This is a genomic window from Thauera butanivorans NBRC 103042, assembly GCF_001591165.1.
GTDB lineage: Bacteria > Pseudomonadota > Gammaproteobacteria > Burkholderiales > Rhodocyclaceae > Thauera > Thauera butanivorans.
This window is the reverse complement of the sequence record NZ_BCUG01000084.1, coordinates 1-13,569: the sequence shown is the minus strand read 5'-3', so window position 1 is coordinate 13,569 and position 13,569 is coordinate 1. Positions and strand designations below refer to the sequence as shown.

Genomic DNA, 13,569 nt, shown 5'->3' with positions numbered 1-13,569 from the left:
TGTTAGAGCCGACCATGAGCGTGTGTCCATCGAAAAGCAGTTCCGCAGACTTGATACCCCGAAAATTCGAAATGCCTAGACGAACTACTTTCATTTTCTATTTCCGTTTCGGTTATGGGCAATTCCCAGGACTAAACGCAGAGCTCTTCAAGCCGAATCTTCTATAAATCGTTATATAAACCGTTCCAATCATCCGAGCTTGGCCGAAACCAAGTATTGATGCAAATAGATAATAAGCGAAATACATGCTTGCGTCTCTGCTTCGCGGACCTCGCTCCTCCAGGTTCGCTGTTCGCTCATCCCTGACGCCTCCGGCCTGGATTTTGATCCGGGCCTGCGCGTGCTGCGCACTTGCCAACGGCGGGTGTGTGGCTGAGTGGGGTGTAGGCGGTCTTGCTGTTCCCTTCACCGTATCACGGCGTTCTCGCCGTCAATGACTGCGCGTGCTCGCACGCTTGCGGCCTGTCGGCCGTCTTCGATCTCTGACTGCTTGCGCTGCGCCGTGCTGGCCACGGTTCCGGGCAATTCCGCCCGAGCAACCGGAGCACGATCATGTCGCAACTGTCCTTTTCCTCGTTCGATGACGCTTTGCTGGTGCGTGACGCCCAGGGGCGCTACTCGCCGGCATCGGTGGATCAAATTCTTGAAGCGGCACGCCAGGCCATCGAGCTGAAGATGCAGCGTGGTGCTGAGTTCACTTCCCCCGCGCTGGTCAAGGAGTACCTGCGCAACAAGCTGGCAGGCTTCGAGCATGAAGTCTTTGCGGTGCTGTTTCTGGATACGCGCCATCGGCTGATCGAGTACCGAGAGATGTTTCACGGCACCATCGACAGTGCATCGGTGTATCCGCGTGAAGTGGTCAAGGAAGCTCTGCGGCTCAATGCGGCGGCGGTCATCCTCTCACACAACCATCCGAGCGGGAATCCTGAGCCGTCGCAGGCCGACAAGGCGCTGACGCAGCGACTCAAGGAAGCGCTGGGGCTGCTAGAGGTACGCACGTTGGATCATATGATCGTGGCGGGTGTAGGCACGGTGTCGTTCGCCGAGCGAGGGCTAATCTAATTCTCGGGGCTTCGGCCCCTTTCTCCGGCCTCAAATACCTCGTTGGAAGAATTGCCCTGATTATCATCAAGAATGCGCGTATCTTGTACGGCTTTGTCGTATTCTGAATTTGATTCTTGCCCTGTAGGAGGTGCCACTTCCAAATTTATGTCTTCTCTCTGGGCTGGGCTAACTTTGAAAGCTGACTCTTCAATATCAGAACTAGATAATGATTGCGACTCCCTGTTTTTATCATTGGCACCAACTGGTTCTGCTGAGTAGAAAAAAGGGGTAATAATAAAAAGGGCAATAAAAATGAATGAAGCAGCAATCATTCCCTTAATGGTGGACTTCGCTGTTTTCTTATATAGCCGAATGGCATCAAGCACCGGATGTAATGCCAGCTCTCGATAGTCCGAGCGAGTTAGTGCTATGTGAATGTTTTTATGCCAACGCCTCATGTTGCGCAGCTCATTTACCAATGATTTAGAGCTGACATGGTGCTGAAGAACAATGCTCGCCCATGTAATCGCCAAAACGACGCAACAGAAAATTATCCCAGCAACTGCCCAGGTGTTTTTCTGAGAGGTCAGCAATGTAAGGCGGACACCTAGCCCCGTTGCTAATGCAGCCAGGCCAATCACAAAACCTGCAGAAAGTTTATGAATGCGCTCTACGATACGCGAAACATCTTCTCCAACCGCCTTCCTGAGGTCGGCCATAGCTTTTACCGTTTCTGCTGACTTTGATCTCACATAGGCACGATGATCAAGCCGAGCCCCATCAAGGGCTTCTTGCAGAGATTCAGGCAATACGGTCAGCCACTCCGGGACTCCATTGGAGTCAGAGTCTCTGACAATCGCAGAAAGACGTCGCACAAGAACTTCGTGCCGGGCTTCCGTATCCTGCTTTACGAGTATCCAATCGGCAGCTTGGCATATTTTCGTATAAGCGTTGCTATCCTGGCACTTTTCTCCGAGCGAGAAAGTGCGCTTTCTGGCGCCATTGATAGATACTTTAGTTGTATCTTCTTTCCAGACATCTGAAACTAGTAGTGTTGCCAGATTTCTAGTTGCCAGAGTCTTCCATATATTCCACGGCTCACCACTGCCGTCATGACCTACTAGCATCCAACGATAGGGGTCTGCCGGAACAGTGCTGCCAGTCAAGTCTCGCACTACACCTTTTCTAGGGTCGATTGCATCTGAATCAGGCTCCAAGCACGGCAAGCCAGGCAAAGGCTCACCATCCCAAGGCAGGACAGAAAATCCTTTGGTTTTGAACCCATCAAAAGCATTTAGCACCAATAGCTCACTAGCCAATGTCAGTGCCTTGTCTTCCAAGGCTGCTGAAAACCCTGCTAATGATGCAAAGAAAATCCTGCCTCCTACTGGCTTCTTGATTACAAGGGTGACATCCTCATTCGCAATGGCATCTGTGGAGATCTCGGAAAATTCGCCATCACGGATGGAAATCGACCAAGCCTCAGATTTCTTTCCTGAGAAATCTTCGTAGGCCCGCTTGAAATCGTCTGATTTTTCAGGTGAGACATGCCCGGAAATGTCGATTTGCCCGATGGTTTCTCGGATGTTGGCTTGCCCCCCTAAAGAATCAATCAGGGATGCGAGGCATTTTTTCGAGTTCATCGTTCCGTTCCAGGCCGGTGGAGCGTATGGTTATTTCAACGCCTCCATTCCCCTCCGTTTTTATCTCTACGTTCTTGTTTTCTTCATGCCCAGCACTAAATAAGAGAGTAATCCCCTCATTTGTGACTACTCGTCGGTATTCGGCTGGTGGTGGGGTGGCTCCCTCAAACTTGAATGCTTCTGTGCTTATATTCTTGCTGGTGAGTTTGCTCTTGAAGGTTTTTAGGATCGCGGCCTCGGGAGCCACTCCTTGCAATACGGCGCCAAGAAATTCCTCTGGTTTTTCAAAGTCAAAACCTTCCAGCCTTGACATGGCTGCTCGTACAAACCGCTTTGGAGCTTTAGCAACTTCGGGGGGGACCTCGCTCTTGTGTGCCTTGATGGACTCGACTGCCGCATCTTCGAGACGCTTAGTCAGTTCGACAGGTTCAAGGGCTCGGCGTATATCTAGGAAATTTGCAAAGTGTTGAGTAGCATCGCGGTAGCGACCGGACGAATGGTCAATTACAACGATTGATGATTGAAAGTCACCTTCCGATTTAGAGCTGTTATTTCCTTGGAATCGTATGACTGCAGATTTCTGCATAGCCTTCCGATCTTTCGTAAATGTTTCCACAAGCGTCTGCAAATCAGGAACAGGGTTTCCGTCTGCATCCAAAATCGGATCGCCCTTGTCGTCCTTGATGTAGGAATAAGATACAACTTGCTGGTGCTCATATTTTATGACGGCAACAAGTCGGTTATCACCTTCCGTTTTTAAGGAGAAAAGCATCAATACGCCGGGCGCAAGTCGCTTATCTTGTTTGACTTTCTCTTTGAATCTATCCGCTAGGTCGTGCGAAACTTTAACAAATTCATCTTTCGCGCCCTGGCTTGGCAAGGCTCGATAAAGAAGGCCCGGAATTCCTGCGCCAGGGAGAAATTCATACGCGGCTCCGCGAAGAGTTTCTTTAACTCGCTCAACGAAAAAATCCACACATTGCGGTGGTTTAACTTCTGCTAAGAAAACGGGGGACTCCGACGCTGGATCGACAACGTGGAAGATCATTCTCTCAATGGTGAGGCTTTCTGCCTCTTTTTCGCTAAGAATGCTCATCAACACCCCGTTTTCATATTGGACTTATTTAAATAATGTGTGAGCTATATTTTTCCTCACATTATTTTGGCGTTGGGAATATTTTCCTTTAAGGCAAGCCAAGTGATTGTTTGGCGCCAACCCACCCCAAGTATGTAATTTATCAGAAATTCATAACATTTGGAGACATCCTTGCGTCTCCGCTTCGCGGACCGCGCTGCTCCAGGTTCGCTGTTCGCTCATCCCTGACGGGACTGGCATTCGCCAGCCTTACACATCCCTGACGCCTACGGCCCGGCTTCCAGCTTCGGGCCTGCGCGCTTGCGCTTGCGTGCGGTCTGCACATCGCGGCGGCCGTTGCCATGTCCAGCCGTCTCCCCTGACTCCATCACCTTGCTCGCGACTGTAGCCCGTGGCCGCGTGCCATCAAGGCGCGCCAGGCCGTGTCCTCGGCTACGCCTGCGGGCCGCACCACCCTGACGCTTTTCTCCTTGACGGCCCACGTCCGTGGGCTCCTGACCGTCGCGGGCGATGAACTCAGGAAAGACGGTGGCAACAGGGCCAACCGGGTTCCTCGTGCCAACCGCACCGAACAGCCGAAAGGCTGGGCTCCGAATCTAGGAATCCGGTGTGCGGTTTGAACAGTAAACCCTTTTCGTCAGGAGAAAGACCATGCTTGCATCCCGTTTTGCTTCCCGTTCCCCGGTACTGCGCAGCGATTCCCCGCTGTCCGATGACCAGATTCACCGCGTGGCCCCGTCCATCTTTGCGGACGCGCCCCACGAAAGCCGCTCTCAGCGGTACGCCTACATCCCCACCGCCACGGTGCTGACCGAACTGCGCAAGGAAGGGTTTCAGCCCTTCATGGTGACGCAGACCCGCACCCGCCACGAAGACCGGCGCGACTACACCAAGCACATGATCCGGCTACGCCACGCCAGCCAGATCAACGCCCGAGGCGAGGCCAACGAAATCATCCTGCTGAATTCGCATGACGGCACCAGCAGTTACCAGATGCTGGCCGGCATGTTCCGTTTCGTGTGCAGCAATGGCCTTGTTTGCGGCGACACCGTGGCCGATGTGCGCGTGCCGCATAAGGGCGATGTGGCTGGGCAAGTGATCGAAGGTGCCTATCAGGTGCTGCACGGCTTCGACCGTGCGCTGGAATCCCGCGAATCCATGCAGGCCATCACGCTGGACGAAGGCGAGGCCGAAGTGTTCGCCCGCGCCGCGCTGTCGCTCAAGTACGACGACCCGGACAAGCCCGCACCCATCACCGAATCGCAAATCCTGATGCCGCGCAGGTTCGACGACCGCCGCCCGGACTTGTGGAGCGTGTTCAACCGCACCCAAGAAAACCTGACCAAAGGCGGTTTGCACGGGCGCAGCGCCAACGGACGCCGCCAGCAGACCCGCCCCGTGCAGGGCATTGATTCCGATATTCGCCTCAATCGCGCCCTGTGGCTGCTGGCCGACGGCCTGCGCCAGTTGAAAGCCTGATTCCCCACGCGGCAGGAGCAGGCAGCAACCCTTGCCGCGTCATTCGCTGCTGCATTCCATCATCGCAAGGAGTTTTCACCATGAACGCCATCAACCACACCGAAGCCCAAGCCATCCACGCCACGGCCAGCGCCGCGCCTGCCGTGCTACTGGAAGCCGCCGACCCGAGCAAGAACCTGATTCTGGTGCCGCTGTCGCGGCTGGTATCGCGCCCCACGGGCCGCAACGTGCGCAAGACCCCGCGCATGTCGATTCCTGAACTCGCCGCCAGCATCCAGCGTGTCGGCCTGTTGCAAAACCTGATCGTGACCGCGACCGCTGACGGTGAGCGTTACGAAGTCGTGGCCGGAGGCCGTCGCCTTGCCGCCCTCAAGCTGCTGGCGAAGAAGCGCCGTATCAGCAGGGAATGGGAGGTGCCTTGCCTGTTGGTGGCCGATGGCACCGCCCGCACCGCCAGCCTGACCGAGAACGTGCAGCGCGAAGCCATGCACCCCGCCGACCAGTTCGAGGCATTTGCCGAGCTGGTGGCCGAAGGCCGCCCCATCGAGGACATTGCCGCCGATTTCAGCGTCACGCCGCTGGTGGTGCAGCGCCGCCTGAAACTCGCCAACGTGTCGCCGCGCCTGCTGGCCGACTACCGGGCCGAGGCCGTGAGCCTTGACCAGTTGATGGCCCTTGCCATCACCGACGACCACGCCGCGCAGGAAGCCGCGTTCTACGATGCGCCCACATGGCAGCGCAGCCCGCATAACCTGCGCGACCGCCTGACCGAGCGCGAGATTGATGCCCACCGGCATCCGCTGGTTCGCTTCGTTGGGCTGAATGCTTACGAGGCCGCAGGCGGTGGCACCCGCCGCGATCTGTTCGCGGAAGCCGATAGCGGCGTGTATCTGACCGATGCCACGCTGCTGGAACGGCTGGCGCAGGACAAGCTGGCCAGCCTTGCCGCCGAGGTGAAGGCCGAAGGCTGGGCGTGGGTGGATGCCACACCCGGCATGACCCATGCCGACCTGCAAGCCTTCCAGCGCGCCCCGAGGCAGCGCCGCAGCCCGAACAAGCGCGAAGCCCAACGCATCGAGAAGCTGCAAACCAAGATGCAGGCGATGGCCGAGGCCGTGGATGCCGCCCTGGAGGACGAGGACGAGGAAAAGGCCGATGTCTTGCAGGAAGAAGGCGAACACCTGGGCGAACAGTTGCAGGCGCTGGAAGATGGCTTGCAGGGCTACGGGGAAGCCGTCAAAGCTGTTGCTGGTGCCATCGTCACCATCGACCGCAACGGTGAAGCCGTGATCTATCGCGGTCTGCTGCGCGAAGCCGAGGCCAAGGCACTGCGCACGCTTGAACGGCTGCGGCAAGGTTTCGGCAGCGAGGGTGAAGCCGGGAGCGACGGCACAGGGGAGGAAGCCGACGACGACGCCAAGCCTGCCACCATGTCCGACCGGCTGGCGCAACGCTTGAGTGCCCATCGTACCGCCGCGCTACAAATCGAAGTGGCCCGGCATCCGCAGGTGGCGCTGGCCGCGCTGGTGCATGGCATGGTGCAAACCGTCTTGCAGGAAAGCCATTACGGCCACGACTTGCCGCTGGGCGTGAAACTGACCCAGCAAGACCGGCTGGAAGGCATGGCCCCGGACTGGCCGGAATCGCCCGCCGCCGTGGCACTGCGTGAACTGCAACAGGTAGCGGGTGAAGCCTTGCCGCAGGACAGCGCCGAACTGTTCGCCGCACTGCTGGCGAAGCCGCAGGATGAACTGGTGCGCCTGCTGGCCGTATGCGTGGCATCCACGGTCGATGTGGTGACGTCCCGCGCCACGCAGCACCAGCCGGGTGCTGAACTGGCGCAGGCGGTGGGGCTGGACATGGCGGCATGGTGGCAACCGACCGCAGACGGCTATTTTCAGCATGTGCCGAAGGCTGCGATTCTGGAAGCCGTGGGCGAATTCGCGCCGGAAAGCGTCAACCGGTTGGCGAAGCTCAAGAAGGCCGACATTGCCAGCGAAGCCGAACGGCTGGCCGATGGCACCGGCTGGATGCCTGCCATCTTCGCCGCCGAAGCCACGCAGCAGGCCGCGCAGGAGGTGGTGACGGACGAGGCAGCCGAAGTGCAGGAGAAAGCCGCAGCAGCAGCGGATGAGCAGCCGCAGGCCGAGGCACTGGCCGCGTGACCTTGCACCACAGATAGCGCCCCGGTTCCGGCCGGGGCGCTTCATGCCGAGGATTCCCCCATGAGCCACAACACCACGAACCGCCCACGCATGGCCGCGACCTACACCACCGGCACGATACGCGCCCGCCGCTGGCATGGCGATGGCGACGTGCGTGGCTACCGCCCGCCTCGCGGCTGGATAGCCCGCGCCGACCTGACCGACCTACACCCCATCACGGGCCGCGCCTTGCCGCGTGCCGTGTGGCGGATCATCGAAACCAAAGAATAGGGAGCAGCCCTGCGCCCAAGCCGTTCCGTCTTGGGCGCGGGAATACCAAAAATCCGGGCGCGGCTGTGGCCGCGCCCGGTTTCAAGGCTCAAAGCCAAAACGCCCCTTTGCCGCCTTCGGTCAGGCGGCAAAGGGGCCGCGCACAAGTCGCCTTGTGCGCAAAAGCCATTGAGCCATGCAAGTGCAGCGGCGCACGCGCCGCCGACATTCCGACCGCACCTCGCCGCAATGGGCGGCGCTTGTGGGGCTACGCCCCGGCTTGCTGCGGCAGGTTGCACGAAAGCGTGCCGTGCTCGACGCTGGCGGTTCGTTGCCTGTACGTCACGAAGGAAGGTTCACCGACACACCACCTGGCCTCGATGTGGAGCTTCCACGCCACGCATCAAGTATGTGGCCGCGAGTTGTGGCAGGAGCGCTCTTACCTTGTTGCTGGGGCATTGACCTAGCCGCGTCAGAGCGCAAGCCGGTGAAGCTGTCATGCGAGGATGCCGAGTCGGTCATGTCTCCATTCGGGAGAGGCGGCCCGTGCGTCCTTGGCTTGTCGTGAATCCTGGCGGTGGCGCGGCTGCGCCTTGGGCTTTATGACCGCAACCTTGCGACGAAAACAATTTCCCCTGCGCTGCGCGCATTCCTCGCGGGACAAATTCTTTTCGCCTCCAGGTTCTCCACGTTGTTGCGACCGCTCCGCGGTGCGGCCAGCCCATCCCCCGCCGGGCGGATCACAACAAGGACGCACTGGCGCGACCTTGTTCAACCCGAAAGGAGAAATCATCATGGCTAACATCGGCACCTTCACCGCAGAGAAAGACGGCTTCACCGGCACGCTTCGCACCCTGACGCTCAACGTCAAGGTCAAGCTGGTTCCCAACGACAAGGGTGACAACGAAAGCGCACCCGACTACCGCCTGCAAGCGGCTGGCCACGACATCGGCGCAGCGTGGAAAAACACCAGCGAGGCCGGACGCCCTTATGTGTCCGTGACCCTGGACGATCCCTCGTTCCCTGCAACGGTCTATGCCCGCCTGATCGAAGGCGAGAACGGTGCACACGACCTGATCTGGTCACGCAGCAAGCCCAAGGCGGCCTGACAGCCGCTCACCAAGCCCTGCCGTAATCGGCGGGGCCTGGTGTTGCTGGATTGCTCAGGGCCGTTATGCCGAATTACACGCCGTTTCTAGCGGATTTGATGTCGAGAAGATTGATCTGGTCGATCTTGTCCTTGTGGATCACGATGGTCAGCTTCGCGGGATGTTTGAATCTCATCTCACTGATCCTGAACGTCCACAGCATTATCTTCAGGAGATCCTCATCAGAAATGTTTTTGTGCCCTTTGATTCGCGTGATTCCTGAACCGAAGATCGTGGTTGATACGCTTTTCTGAGCGTAGACATTGTTCACCTTGTCCCAAAAGTTGATGAGAAACTCAAGGTACTCCGGCATCGTCAGTAACGCTTTATTGTTCTCATCGAACTTGGAGAAAGCGGTCAGGAGGTAGTCTTTGTACAGGCAGATCGTGCCTATCTGATACCTTTTCTTCTTTCCGTGTTTCCTTGCTTCGTTCTCATCCATGACTTCGCTGTCGTCAAAGGCATATTCCTCGATGTAGCGATCTAGTTCGGAGGTCGGGATGCCGAGATGCTTCTGGATGAAAACGCCATTGAGGGACGTCTCGCCAATTATTCTATTGTCCACCAGGGTATCGAAGTATTCGTTGAAGGCGATGGCCTTCAATCCCGACTGCTGGAAAATGTCGCCGGTCTTGATCGCGACATCGCTGCCCTCGACATTGATGTCGATACTGTTCAGGTTGTTCGACCAGCGCCATATTGCCAGATAGGTGAGCGCCAGCAGCGTCAAGAAAGCCAAGCCAGCCCACAGCTTCCAATCGGCGGGGATGTCAACAAAAATGACCGCGAAAGACAGCGTGCCGCTGGAGAAAGCGGTGAATTCAAGAAATTTATTGAAAACCCGCTTGTCAAAAAAACTGACTTTTGCCATGAGACTCCGATACTCCCCTTCAAAGGTTAAGTGCTTACGGGTTGTACCAGTAAAAATCAGGGTTTCCTTTGCTACTCACCATAAATCCGCTGTTGTTCAATGCCTGTTTTATAAGTTCTTTATTCATGGGCACGTGAAGCGTGGGTACTTTGCTCATCGAATCTCGGAACACGGGAAGATTTCCCCAGAGGTTTTTGACCGACTGCTTCAATGATGCGCCTGCCAGTAGGCTTTCCTTGGTGGCGTACTCGGGGTAGACGACGATGACGGGTAGACCTTGGTCATTGATCCCATAGTCGATTTCTTCCCGAAGGGCGCGGGAGTTTGTCGTGATTGAACTCAGTATGAGGATGATGTTCTTGGAGCTGCGAAGGCGTTCGCGGAGTCTGGGTTTAAGTGTGTATTCCCAATCGCTGCCGTCGCGGACGCTGTAAGTTTTTGCATGAGAATCCACGAAGGGGAACGCTGCATCAGCTCCTTTCCACATTCTCAGGGTGTTGTAGTACTGAAAATCTTTAGTTGCATTGGCACCCAGCGCACTGGGATGGAACGGTTCTGCAACGTAAAAGGCTGTGTAATTCCCGTTTCGATACGCCATATCGTCTCTCAATCTCCATTTTGATTTAGTAGCGCCTCAAGCTCCTGTCGCACCTGCTCCAGCAATTGATCGGCCTTCTGATCGCTATCACCGGCATACGCCAGCGTCAGCAACGTGAGCGGATGAACCTTCATGACTGCGCACAGCTCAATTAGCTTGTTTAGCGTTGGGCTTTTCAGGTCGCGCTCCAGCGAACTTAGATACGTGCGGCTGGACACGTCCGAGAACGCCTCTTGGCTCAGGCCACGTGCTTTCCTGATCTTTCGCAACGCATCGGGCAGCGATGGCTTGAGCGTCGTCATTCTGGACTTTCCCCAAAATCCAGAATGACAACTCATTGCGCCCTATAGGGCTACAATCTATAGTATTCATTTCGTTTGTTTGATCTTTTACTGAAAGCCGCATTGGCGGTTTTCTTCAAAAGCGGAGAGCCTGATCCGTGTCTTTCCTGACTTCCGTGCATGTGCCTTCGTGTTTCTACGCTTCTGCGGATGTGTGGAGTTACGCATTGGTGCTTTCGTTGGGAGGCGTGAAAGCGCCTCTGCTGCTCTGCAAATCCGTGGACGTACAGCCTGACTCCGCTCATCACAGCCGACGAGCGCATGCGTCTGCTGGCCAACGGCCAAGCAGGCGCTGCCGGGCAGGACACCGACCCGCTGCCCGTGGTGCGCCTGTTCACCCTGGATGTGCATGCCTCTTGGCTGCTGGCTTCGCTCGACCCCGCCGATGGCGATACCGCCCAAGGCCTGATCGACTTGGGGATTGGCATGCCTGCACTGGGAACGGTGAAGCTGTCCGACCTGGCCGCCATCGTCGGGCCGCGCCAGCAGCCCGTGATGCGGGATCGCTACTTCCAGCCGGTGCGGCGGCTGTCGGAATACCTGCGACTGGCCGAATACAACGGCTCGATCACCGATTGAGTGCCACGGCCAAGCGGGGAGCACTGTGTCTATTCCGGTCTGGTCTGTGACCCGTTCGGTCTGAATCGGCAGTGTTGCACCGAAGCGGTGCGTGCCTGATCGAAACGGTCATGATGCCTGGCGCGGGCTGCGGCAAGCTGACCGACGCGGCATGCCATTGGAGTGCGTTGCCGCCGTCGCACTCGGACGATTTCAGCAACGCATCGGAGTTCATCGGTCTTGACACTGCCAGTTTACGCTTCACCCATGACGTTTTGACGATGGCCTCGTAGTACGCCGTTTCGCCGTGGCGACGCACCCCCAGCACAGGGAGGTTGCCGTATGGCTGATCGCAGTGCCGAGCCGTGGTATGCCACGGCGGCCTATCTCTACGTTCTGCACCTGGATGGCCCGGCGCTGGCATGGGAGTACCTGCGCCGTCATCCAGACTATCGGCACGACTGGCTGCGCCGTCGTCGCCAACCGGATGCTGCCGGGCATTGGGGGCTGCGCCTGCCGGAAGATCCCGCCCTGGATGCGCGGGACGCACACCCGGCCTGGTTCCCCGATCACGATGCCGTGGTGCAGCTCTACCCGGATGCCGATCCGCCGCCCGATGCCCTGTGCTTTGAGTTCTGGAAGCTGCCGGGCCACAAACACCTGATCCATGACGGCAAGCGCCTGGTGCTGGTGGCGCGCTGGCCCGGCTGCTGCTTGCGTTTCGTGCTCGCGCCAGGCTTGGCCGATGGCATGGCTTACGCTTATGCCATCCGGGCCTGCGTCGCGCCTTGCGAACGCTATGCGGCCCTGGCGAGCGAATTGATCAAGATCGCCGTAGCCGCCGGTGCCGCACCGGCGGCGACCGTCCGGCCACGCCCGCCGCTTACCGCATTGCTGGAACTGCACACGCTGCAGGCGCTGGACGCGACCCTGGCGGGTGCGTCCTTGCGGGAGGTGGCCGAAGGGCTGTTTAGTGTGGATGCTGTCGTGGCCGACTGGCACAAGGACAGCGCCTTGCGCGCTCGTGTACGTCGGCTGGTGCGGCGTGGCGAGGCGCTGATGCGCGGCGGCTATCGCAGTCTGGCGCAGCTCCCGCCAGTTGCAGCGCAGTAAGGGGGGGACGTTTTGCCGCCCCTGCATTTCGTCCCTTAGCAAGAAGCTCATCTTTCTTGAAAGTGCCTCTATCCGGCCGCGTGGTGTGGCCGGGCTTGATGGAGGTACTTCCCATGCGACCCGCTCCTTTACGGCCTGCCGCCGCTACTGTCGCTGCGCCCGCGCAGCCCCAACGCTACCTGACCAACGACGAAGCCGCCGACTACCTGCGCCTGTCGCCGCGCACGCTGGAGAAACAGCGCGTGATCGGCGGTGGGCCGAAGTTTCGCAAGTTCGGTCGGCGCGTCATGTACGCCGTTAGCGACCTCGATGCCTGGGCCGATGCGCGCAGCTATGAGGCAACTTCCGACCCGGAATATGCCGAACGGCACGCGGGTGACTACCGTGACGGCCGCTGACCGTCGGCGCGTGGGTGACCATCGCCATGTCCCGCCCACCAGGGCACGCCTTGCAGCAGCGCGAACAGCTCGACCTGTTCCGCGCACTGCCGGGCGAGGACATGGCACCGCGCGATGCTCAGGACTTGATGGCCTATCCGTTTTTCTCGCTGGCGAAGTCGCGGCGCACCGCACCTATCGACTTCCGCAGCGGCAACATCACCATCCGCGTGGAAGGCACGCAGGAGCATGGCATCGCCACCATCTGGGATGCCGACATCCTGATCTGGGCGGCCAGCCAGATCGTCGAAGCCAAGGACGCGGGCATCCAGCCGTCCCGGCGGATGCAGGCCACGCCCTACGAGATCCTGCGCTTCATCGGGCGCGGCAAGTCGCTGCGCGACTACCAGCGCCTCAAGGCCGCGCTCGACCGGCTGCAATCGACCACGGTGGCCACGTCCATTCGCGAAACCACGGGAAGGCGCTTGCACCGCTTTTCGTGGATCAACGAGTGGAAAGAGCTGGCCGATGCCAACGGCACACCGCTGGGCATAGAGCTGATCCTGCCGGACTGGTTCTATGCGGGCGTGCTGGACGCCGCCTTGGTGCTGACCATCGACCCGACGTACTTCCGACTCACGGGTGGCATCGAGCGCTGGCTGTACCGCTTGGTGCGCAAACATGGCGGCCGGCAGGAATACGGCTGGCAGTTCGACTTCCGGCATCTGCACCGCAAGTCGGGCAGCAGCACGCGGTTTTCGGATTTCGCCTACGACCTGCGGGCGTTGGTCGCCCGGCAATCGCTGCCGGGGTACGAGCTGGGCATCGTGCGGATTCCCGAGGACGACATGGAATTGCTGACCTTCCGGCCCGTGCCGCAGACGGCT

At 58.6% G+C, this 13,569-nt stretch carries 14 protein-coding genes; 9 read left to right on the top strand and 5 right to left on the bottom strand.

The genetic code is table 11. The annotated features are described in order from the left end of the window. Window positions 1-552: 552 nt before the first annotated feature. Window positions 553-1,062 carry a RadC family protein gene (gene radC, locus TBU01S_RS21530; protein WP_068639545.1) on the top strand — a complete coding sequence of 170 codons (510 nt, stop codon included), beginning with the start codon at window positions 553-555 and terminating at the stop codon, window positions 1,060-1,062. Here radC and TBU01S_RS23445 read toward each other — a convergent pair. Then, window positions 1,059-2,687 carry a hypothetical protein gene (locus tag TBU01S_RS23445; protein ID WP_083953783.1) on the bottom strand — a complete coding sequence of 543 codons (1,629 nt, stop codon included), beginning with the start codon at window positions 2,685-2,687 and terminating at the stop codon, window positions 1,059-1,061. The two genes, radC and TBU01S_RS23445, sit on opposite strands and share 4 nt — an antisense overlap. Further along, the gene (locus TBU01S_RS23440; protein ID WP_073646385.1) at window positions 2,653-3,783 is read right to left on the bottom strand and encodes a nucleoid-associated protein; all 1,131 of its coding nucleotides are present in this window, start codon (window positions 3,781-3,783) and stop codon (window positions 2,653-2,655) included. The genes TBU01S_RS23445 and TBU01S_RS23440 overlap by 35 nt, the downstream gene beginning before the upstream one ends. Window positions 3,784-4,434: 651 nt before the next feature. Between TBU01S_RS23440 and TBU01S_RS21520 the strand changes: the two genes are divergently transcribed. From TBU01S_RS21520 to TBU01S_RS21505, 4 genes are all read left to right on the top strand, one after another. After that, complete coding sequence (locus tag TBU01S_RS21520) at window positions 4,435-5,262, top strand: DUF932 domain-containing protein (protein ID WP_068639544.1); 828 nt, start codon at window positions 4,435-4,437, stop codon at window positions 5,260-5,262. Window positions 5,263-5,342: 80 nt separating this feature from the next. After that, complete coding sequence (locus TBU01S_RS21515; RefSeq protein WP_068639543.1) at window positions 5,343-7,427, top strand: ParB/RepB/Spo0J family partition protein; 2,085 nt, start codon at window positions 5,343-5,345, stop codon at window positions 7,425-7,427. 60 nt (window positions 7,428-7,487) lie between these two features. Continuing rightward, window positions 7,488-7,697, top strand: coding sequence for a hypothetical protein (locus TBU01S_RS21510; RefSeq protein WP_068639542.1), 210 nt, complete (start codon window positions 7,488-7,490; stop codon window positions 7,695-7,697). A 773-nt stretch (window positions 7,698-8,470) separates the two neighbouring features. Continuing rightward, window positions 8,471-8,785: a DUF736 domain-containing protein gene (locus TBU01S_RS21505; protein WP_068639541.1), complete on the top strand. Its 315-nt coding sequence runs from the start codon at window positions 8,471-8,473 to the stop codon at window positions 8,783-8,785. Window positions 8,786-8,858: 73 nt separating this feature from the next. On the opposite strand, the gene TBU01S_RS21500 is transcribed toward TBU01S_RS21505, so the two are convergent. From TBU01S_RS21500 to TBU01S_RS21490, 3 genes are read right to left on the bottom strand one after another with little or no spacing between them, the layout of a single operon-like run. Then, the gene (locus tag TBU01S_RS21500) at window positions 8,859-9,695 is read right to left on the bottom strand and encodes a macro domain-containing protein (protein ID WP_068639540.1); all 837 of its coding nucleotides are present in this window, start codon (window positions 9,693-9,695) and stop codon (window positions 8,859-8,861) included. A 34-nt stretch (window positions 9,696-9,729) separates the two neighbouring features. Beyond that, window positions 9,730-10,293, bottom strand: coding sequence for a TIR domain-containing protein (locus TBU01S_RS21495; RefSeq protein WP_068639539.1), 564 nt, complete (start codon window positions 10,291-10,293; stop codon window positions 9,730-9,732). A gap of 8 nt (window positions 10,294-10,301) precedes the next feature. Continuing rightward, entirely contained in the window at window positions 10,302-10,595 is a 294-nt protein-coding gene (locus tag TBU01S_RS21490; protein ID WP_068639538.1) for a helix-turn-helix domain-containing protein, read from the bottom strand. Window positions 10,596-10,865: 270 nt separating this feature from the next. On the opposite strand from TBU01S_RS21490, the gene TBU01S_RS21485 reads away from it, so the two are divergent. From TBU01S_RS21485 to TBU01S_RS21470, 4 genes are all read left to right on the top strand, one after another. Continuing rightward, window positions 10,866-11,213 (top strand): DUF2958 domain-containing protein, encoded by a 348-nt coding sequence (locus TBU01S_RS21485; protein WP_083953782.1) that lies wholly within the window; start codon window positions 10,866-10,868, stop codon window positions 11,211-11,213. A 321-nt stretch (window positions 11,214-11,534) separates the two neighbouring features. Next, window positions 11,535-12,305, top strand: a complete 771-nt coding sequence (locus TBU01S_RS21480; RefSeq protein WP_068639536.1) for a DUF2285 domain-containing protein — start codon at window positions 11,535-11,537, stop codon at window positions 12,303-12,305. Between the two features lie 113 nt (window positions 12,306-12,418). After that, window positions 12,419-12,703 (top strand): helix-turn-helix transcriptional regulator, encoded by a 285-nt coding sequence (locus TBU01S_RS21475; protein WP_068639535.1) that lies wholly within the window; start codon window positions 12,419-12,421, stop codon window positions 12,701-12,703. Window positions 12,704-12,729: 26 nt separating this feature from the next. Continuing rightward, window positions 12,730-13,569 (top strand): replication initiator protein A (locus tag TBU01S_RS21470; protein ID WP_088178915.1); only part of this gene is annotated, 840 nt, incomplete at its 3' end.

What these genes read in the sequence shown, in the direction of transcription:
- TBU01S_RS23445 (WP_083953783.1), bottom strand. Translation starts at nt 2,687, where the DNA reads ATGAACTCGAAAAAATGCCTCGCATCCCTGATTGATTCTTTAGGGGGG.
- TBU01S_RS21480 (WP_068639536.1), top strand. Translation starts at nt 11,535, where the DNA reads ATGGCTGATCGCAGTGCCGAGCCGTGGTATGCCACGGCGGCCTATCTC.
- TBU01S_RS23440 (WP_073646385.1), bottom strand. Translation starts at nt 3,783, where the DNA reads ATGAGCATTCTTAGCGAAAAAGAGGCAGAAAGCCTCACCATTGAGAGA.
- TBU01S_RS21475 (WP_068639535.1), top strand. Translation starts at nt 12,419, where the DNA reads ATGCGACCCGCTCCTTTACGGCCTGCCGCCGCTACTGTCGCTGCGCCC.
- TBU01S_RS21510 (WP_068639542.1), top strand. Translation starts at nt 7,488, where the DNA reads ATGAGCCACAACACCACGAACCGCCCACGCATGGCCGCGACCTACACC.
- TBU01S_RS21490 (WP_068639538.1), bottom strand. Translation starts at nt 10,595, where the DNA reads ATGACGACGCTCAAGCCATCGCTGCCCGATGCGTTGCGAAAGATCAGG.
- TBU01S_RS21505 (WP_068639541.1), top strand. Translation starts at nt 8,471, where the DNA reads ATGGCTAACATCGGCACCTTCACCGCAGAGAAAGACGGCTTCACCGGC.
- TBU01S_RS21515 (WP_068639543.1), top strand. Translation starts at nt 5,343, where the DNA reads ATGAACGCCATCAACCACACCGAAGCCCAAGCCATCCACGCCACGGCC.
- TBU01S_RS21500 (WP_068639540.1), bottom strand. Translation starts at nt 9,695, where the DNA reads ATGGCAAAAGTCAGTTTTTTTGACAAGCGGGTTTTCAATAAATTTCTT.
- radC (WP_068639545.1), top strand. Translation starts at nt 553, where the DNA reads ATGTCGCAACTGTCCTTTTCCTCGTTCGATGACGCTTTGCTGGTGCGT.
- TBU01S_RS21495 (WP_068639539.1), bottom strand. Translation starts at nt 10,293, where the DNA reads ATGGCGTATCGAAACGGGAATTACACAGCCTTTTACGTTGCAGAACCG.
- TBU01S_RS21520 (WP_068639544.1), top strand. Translation starts at nt 4,435, where the DNA reads ATGCTTGCATCCCGTTTTGCTTCCCGTTCCCCGGTACTGCGCAGCGAT.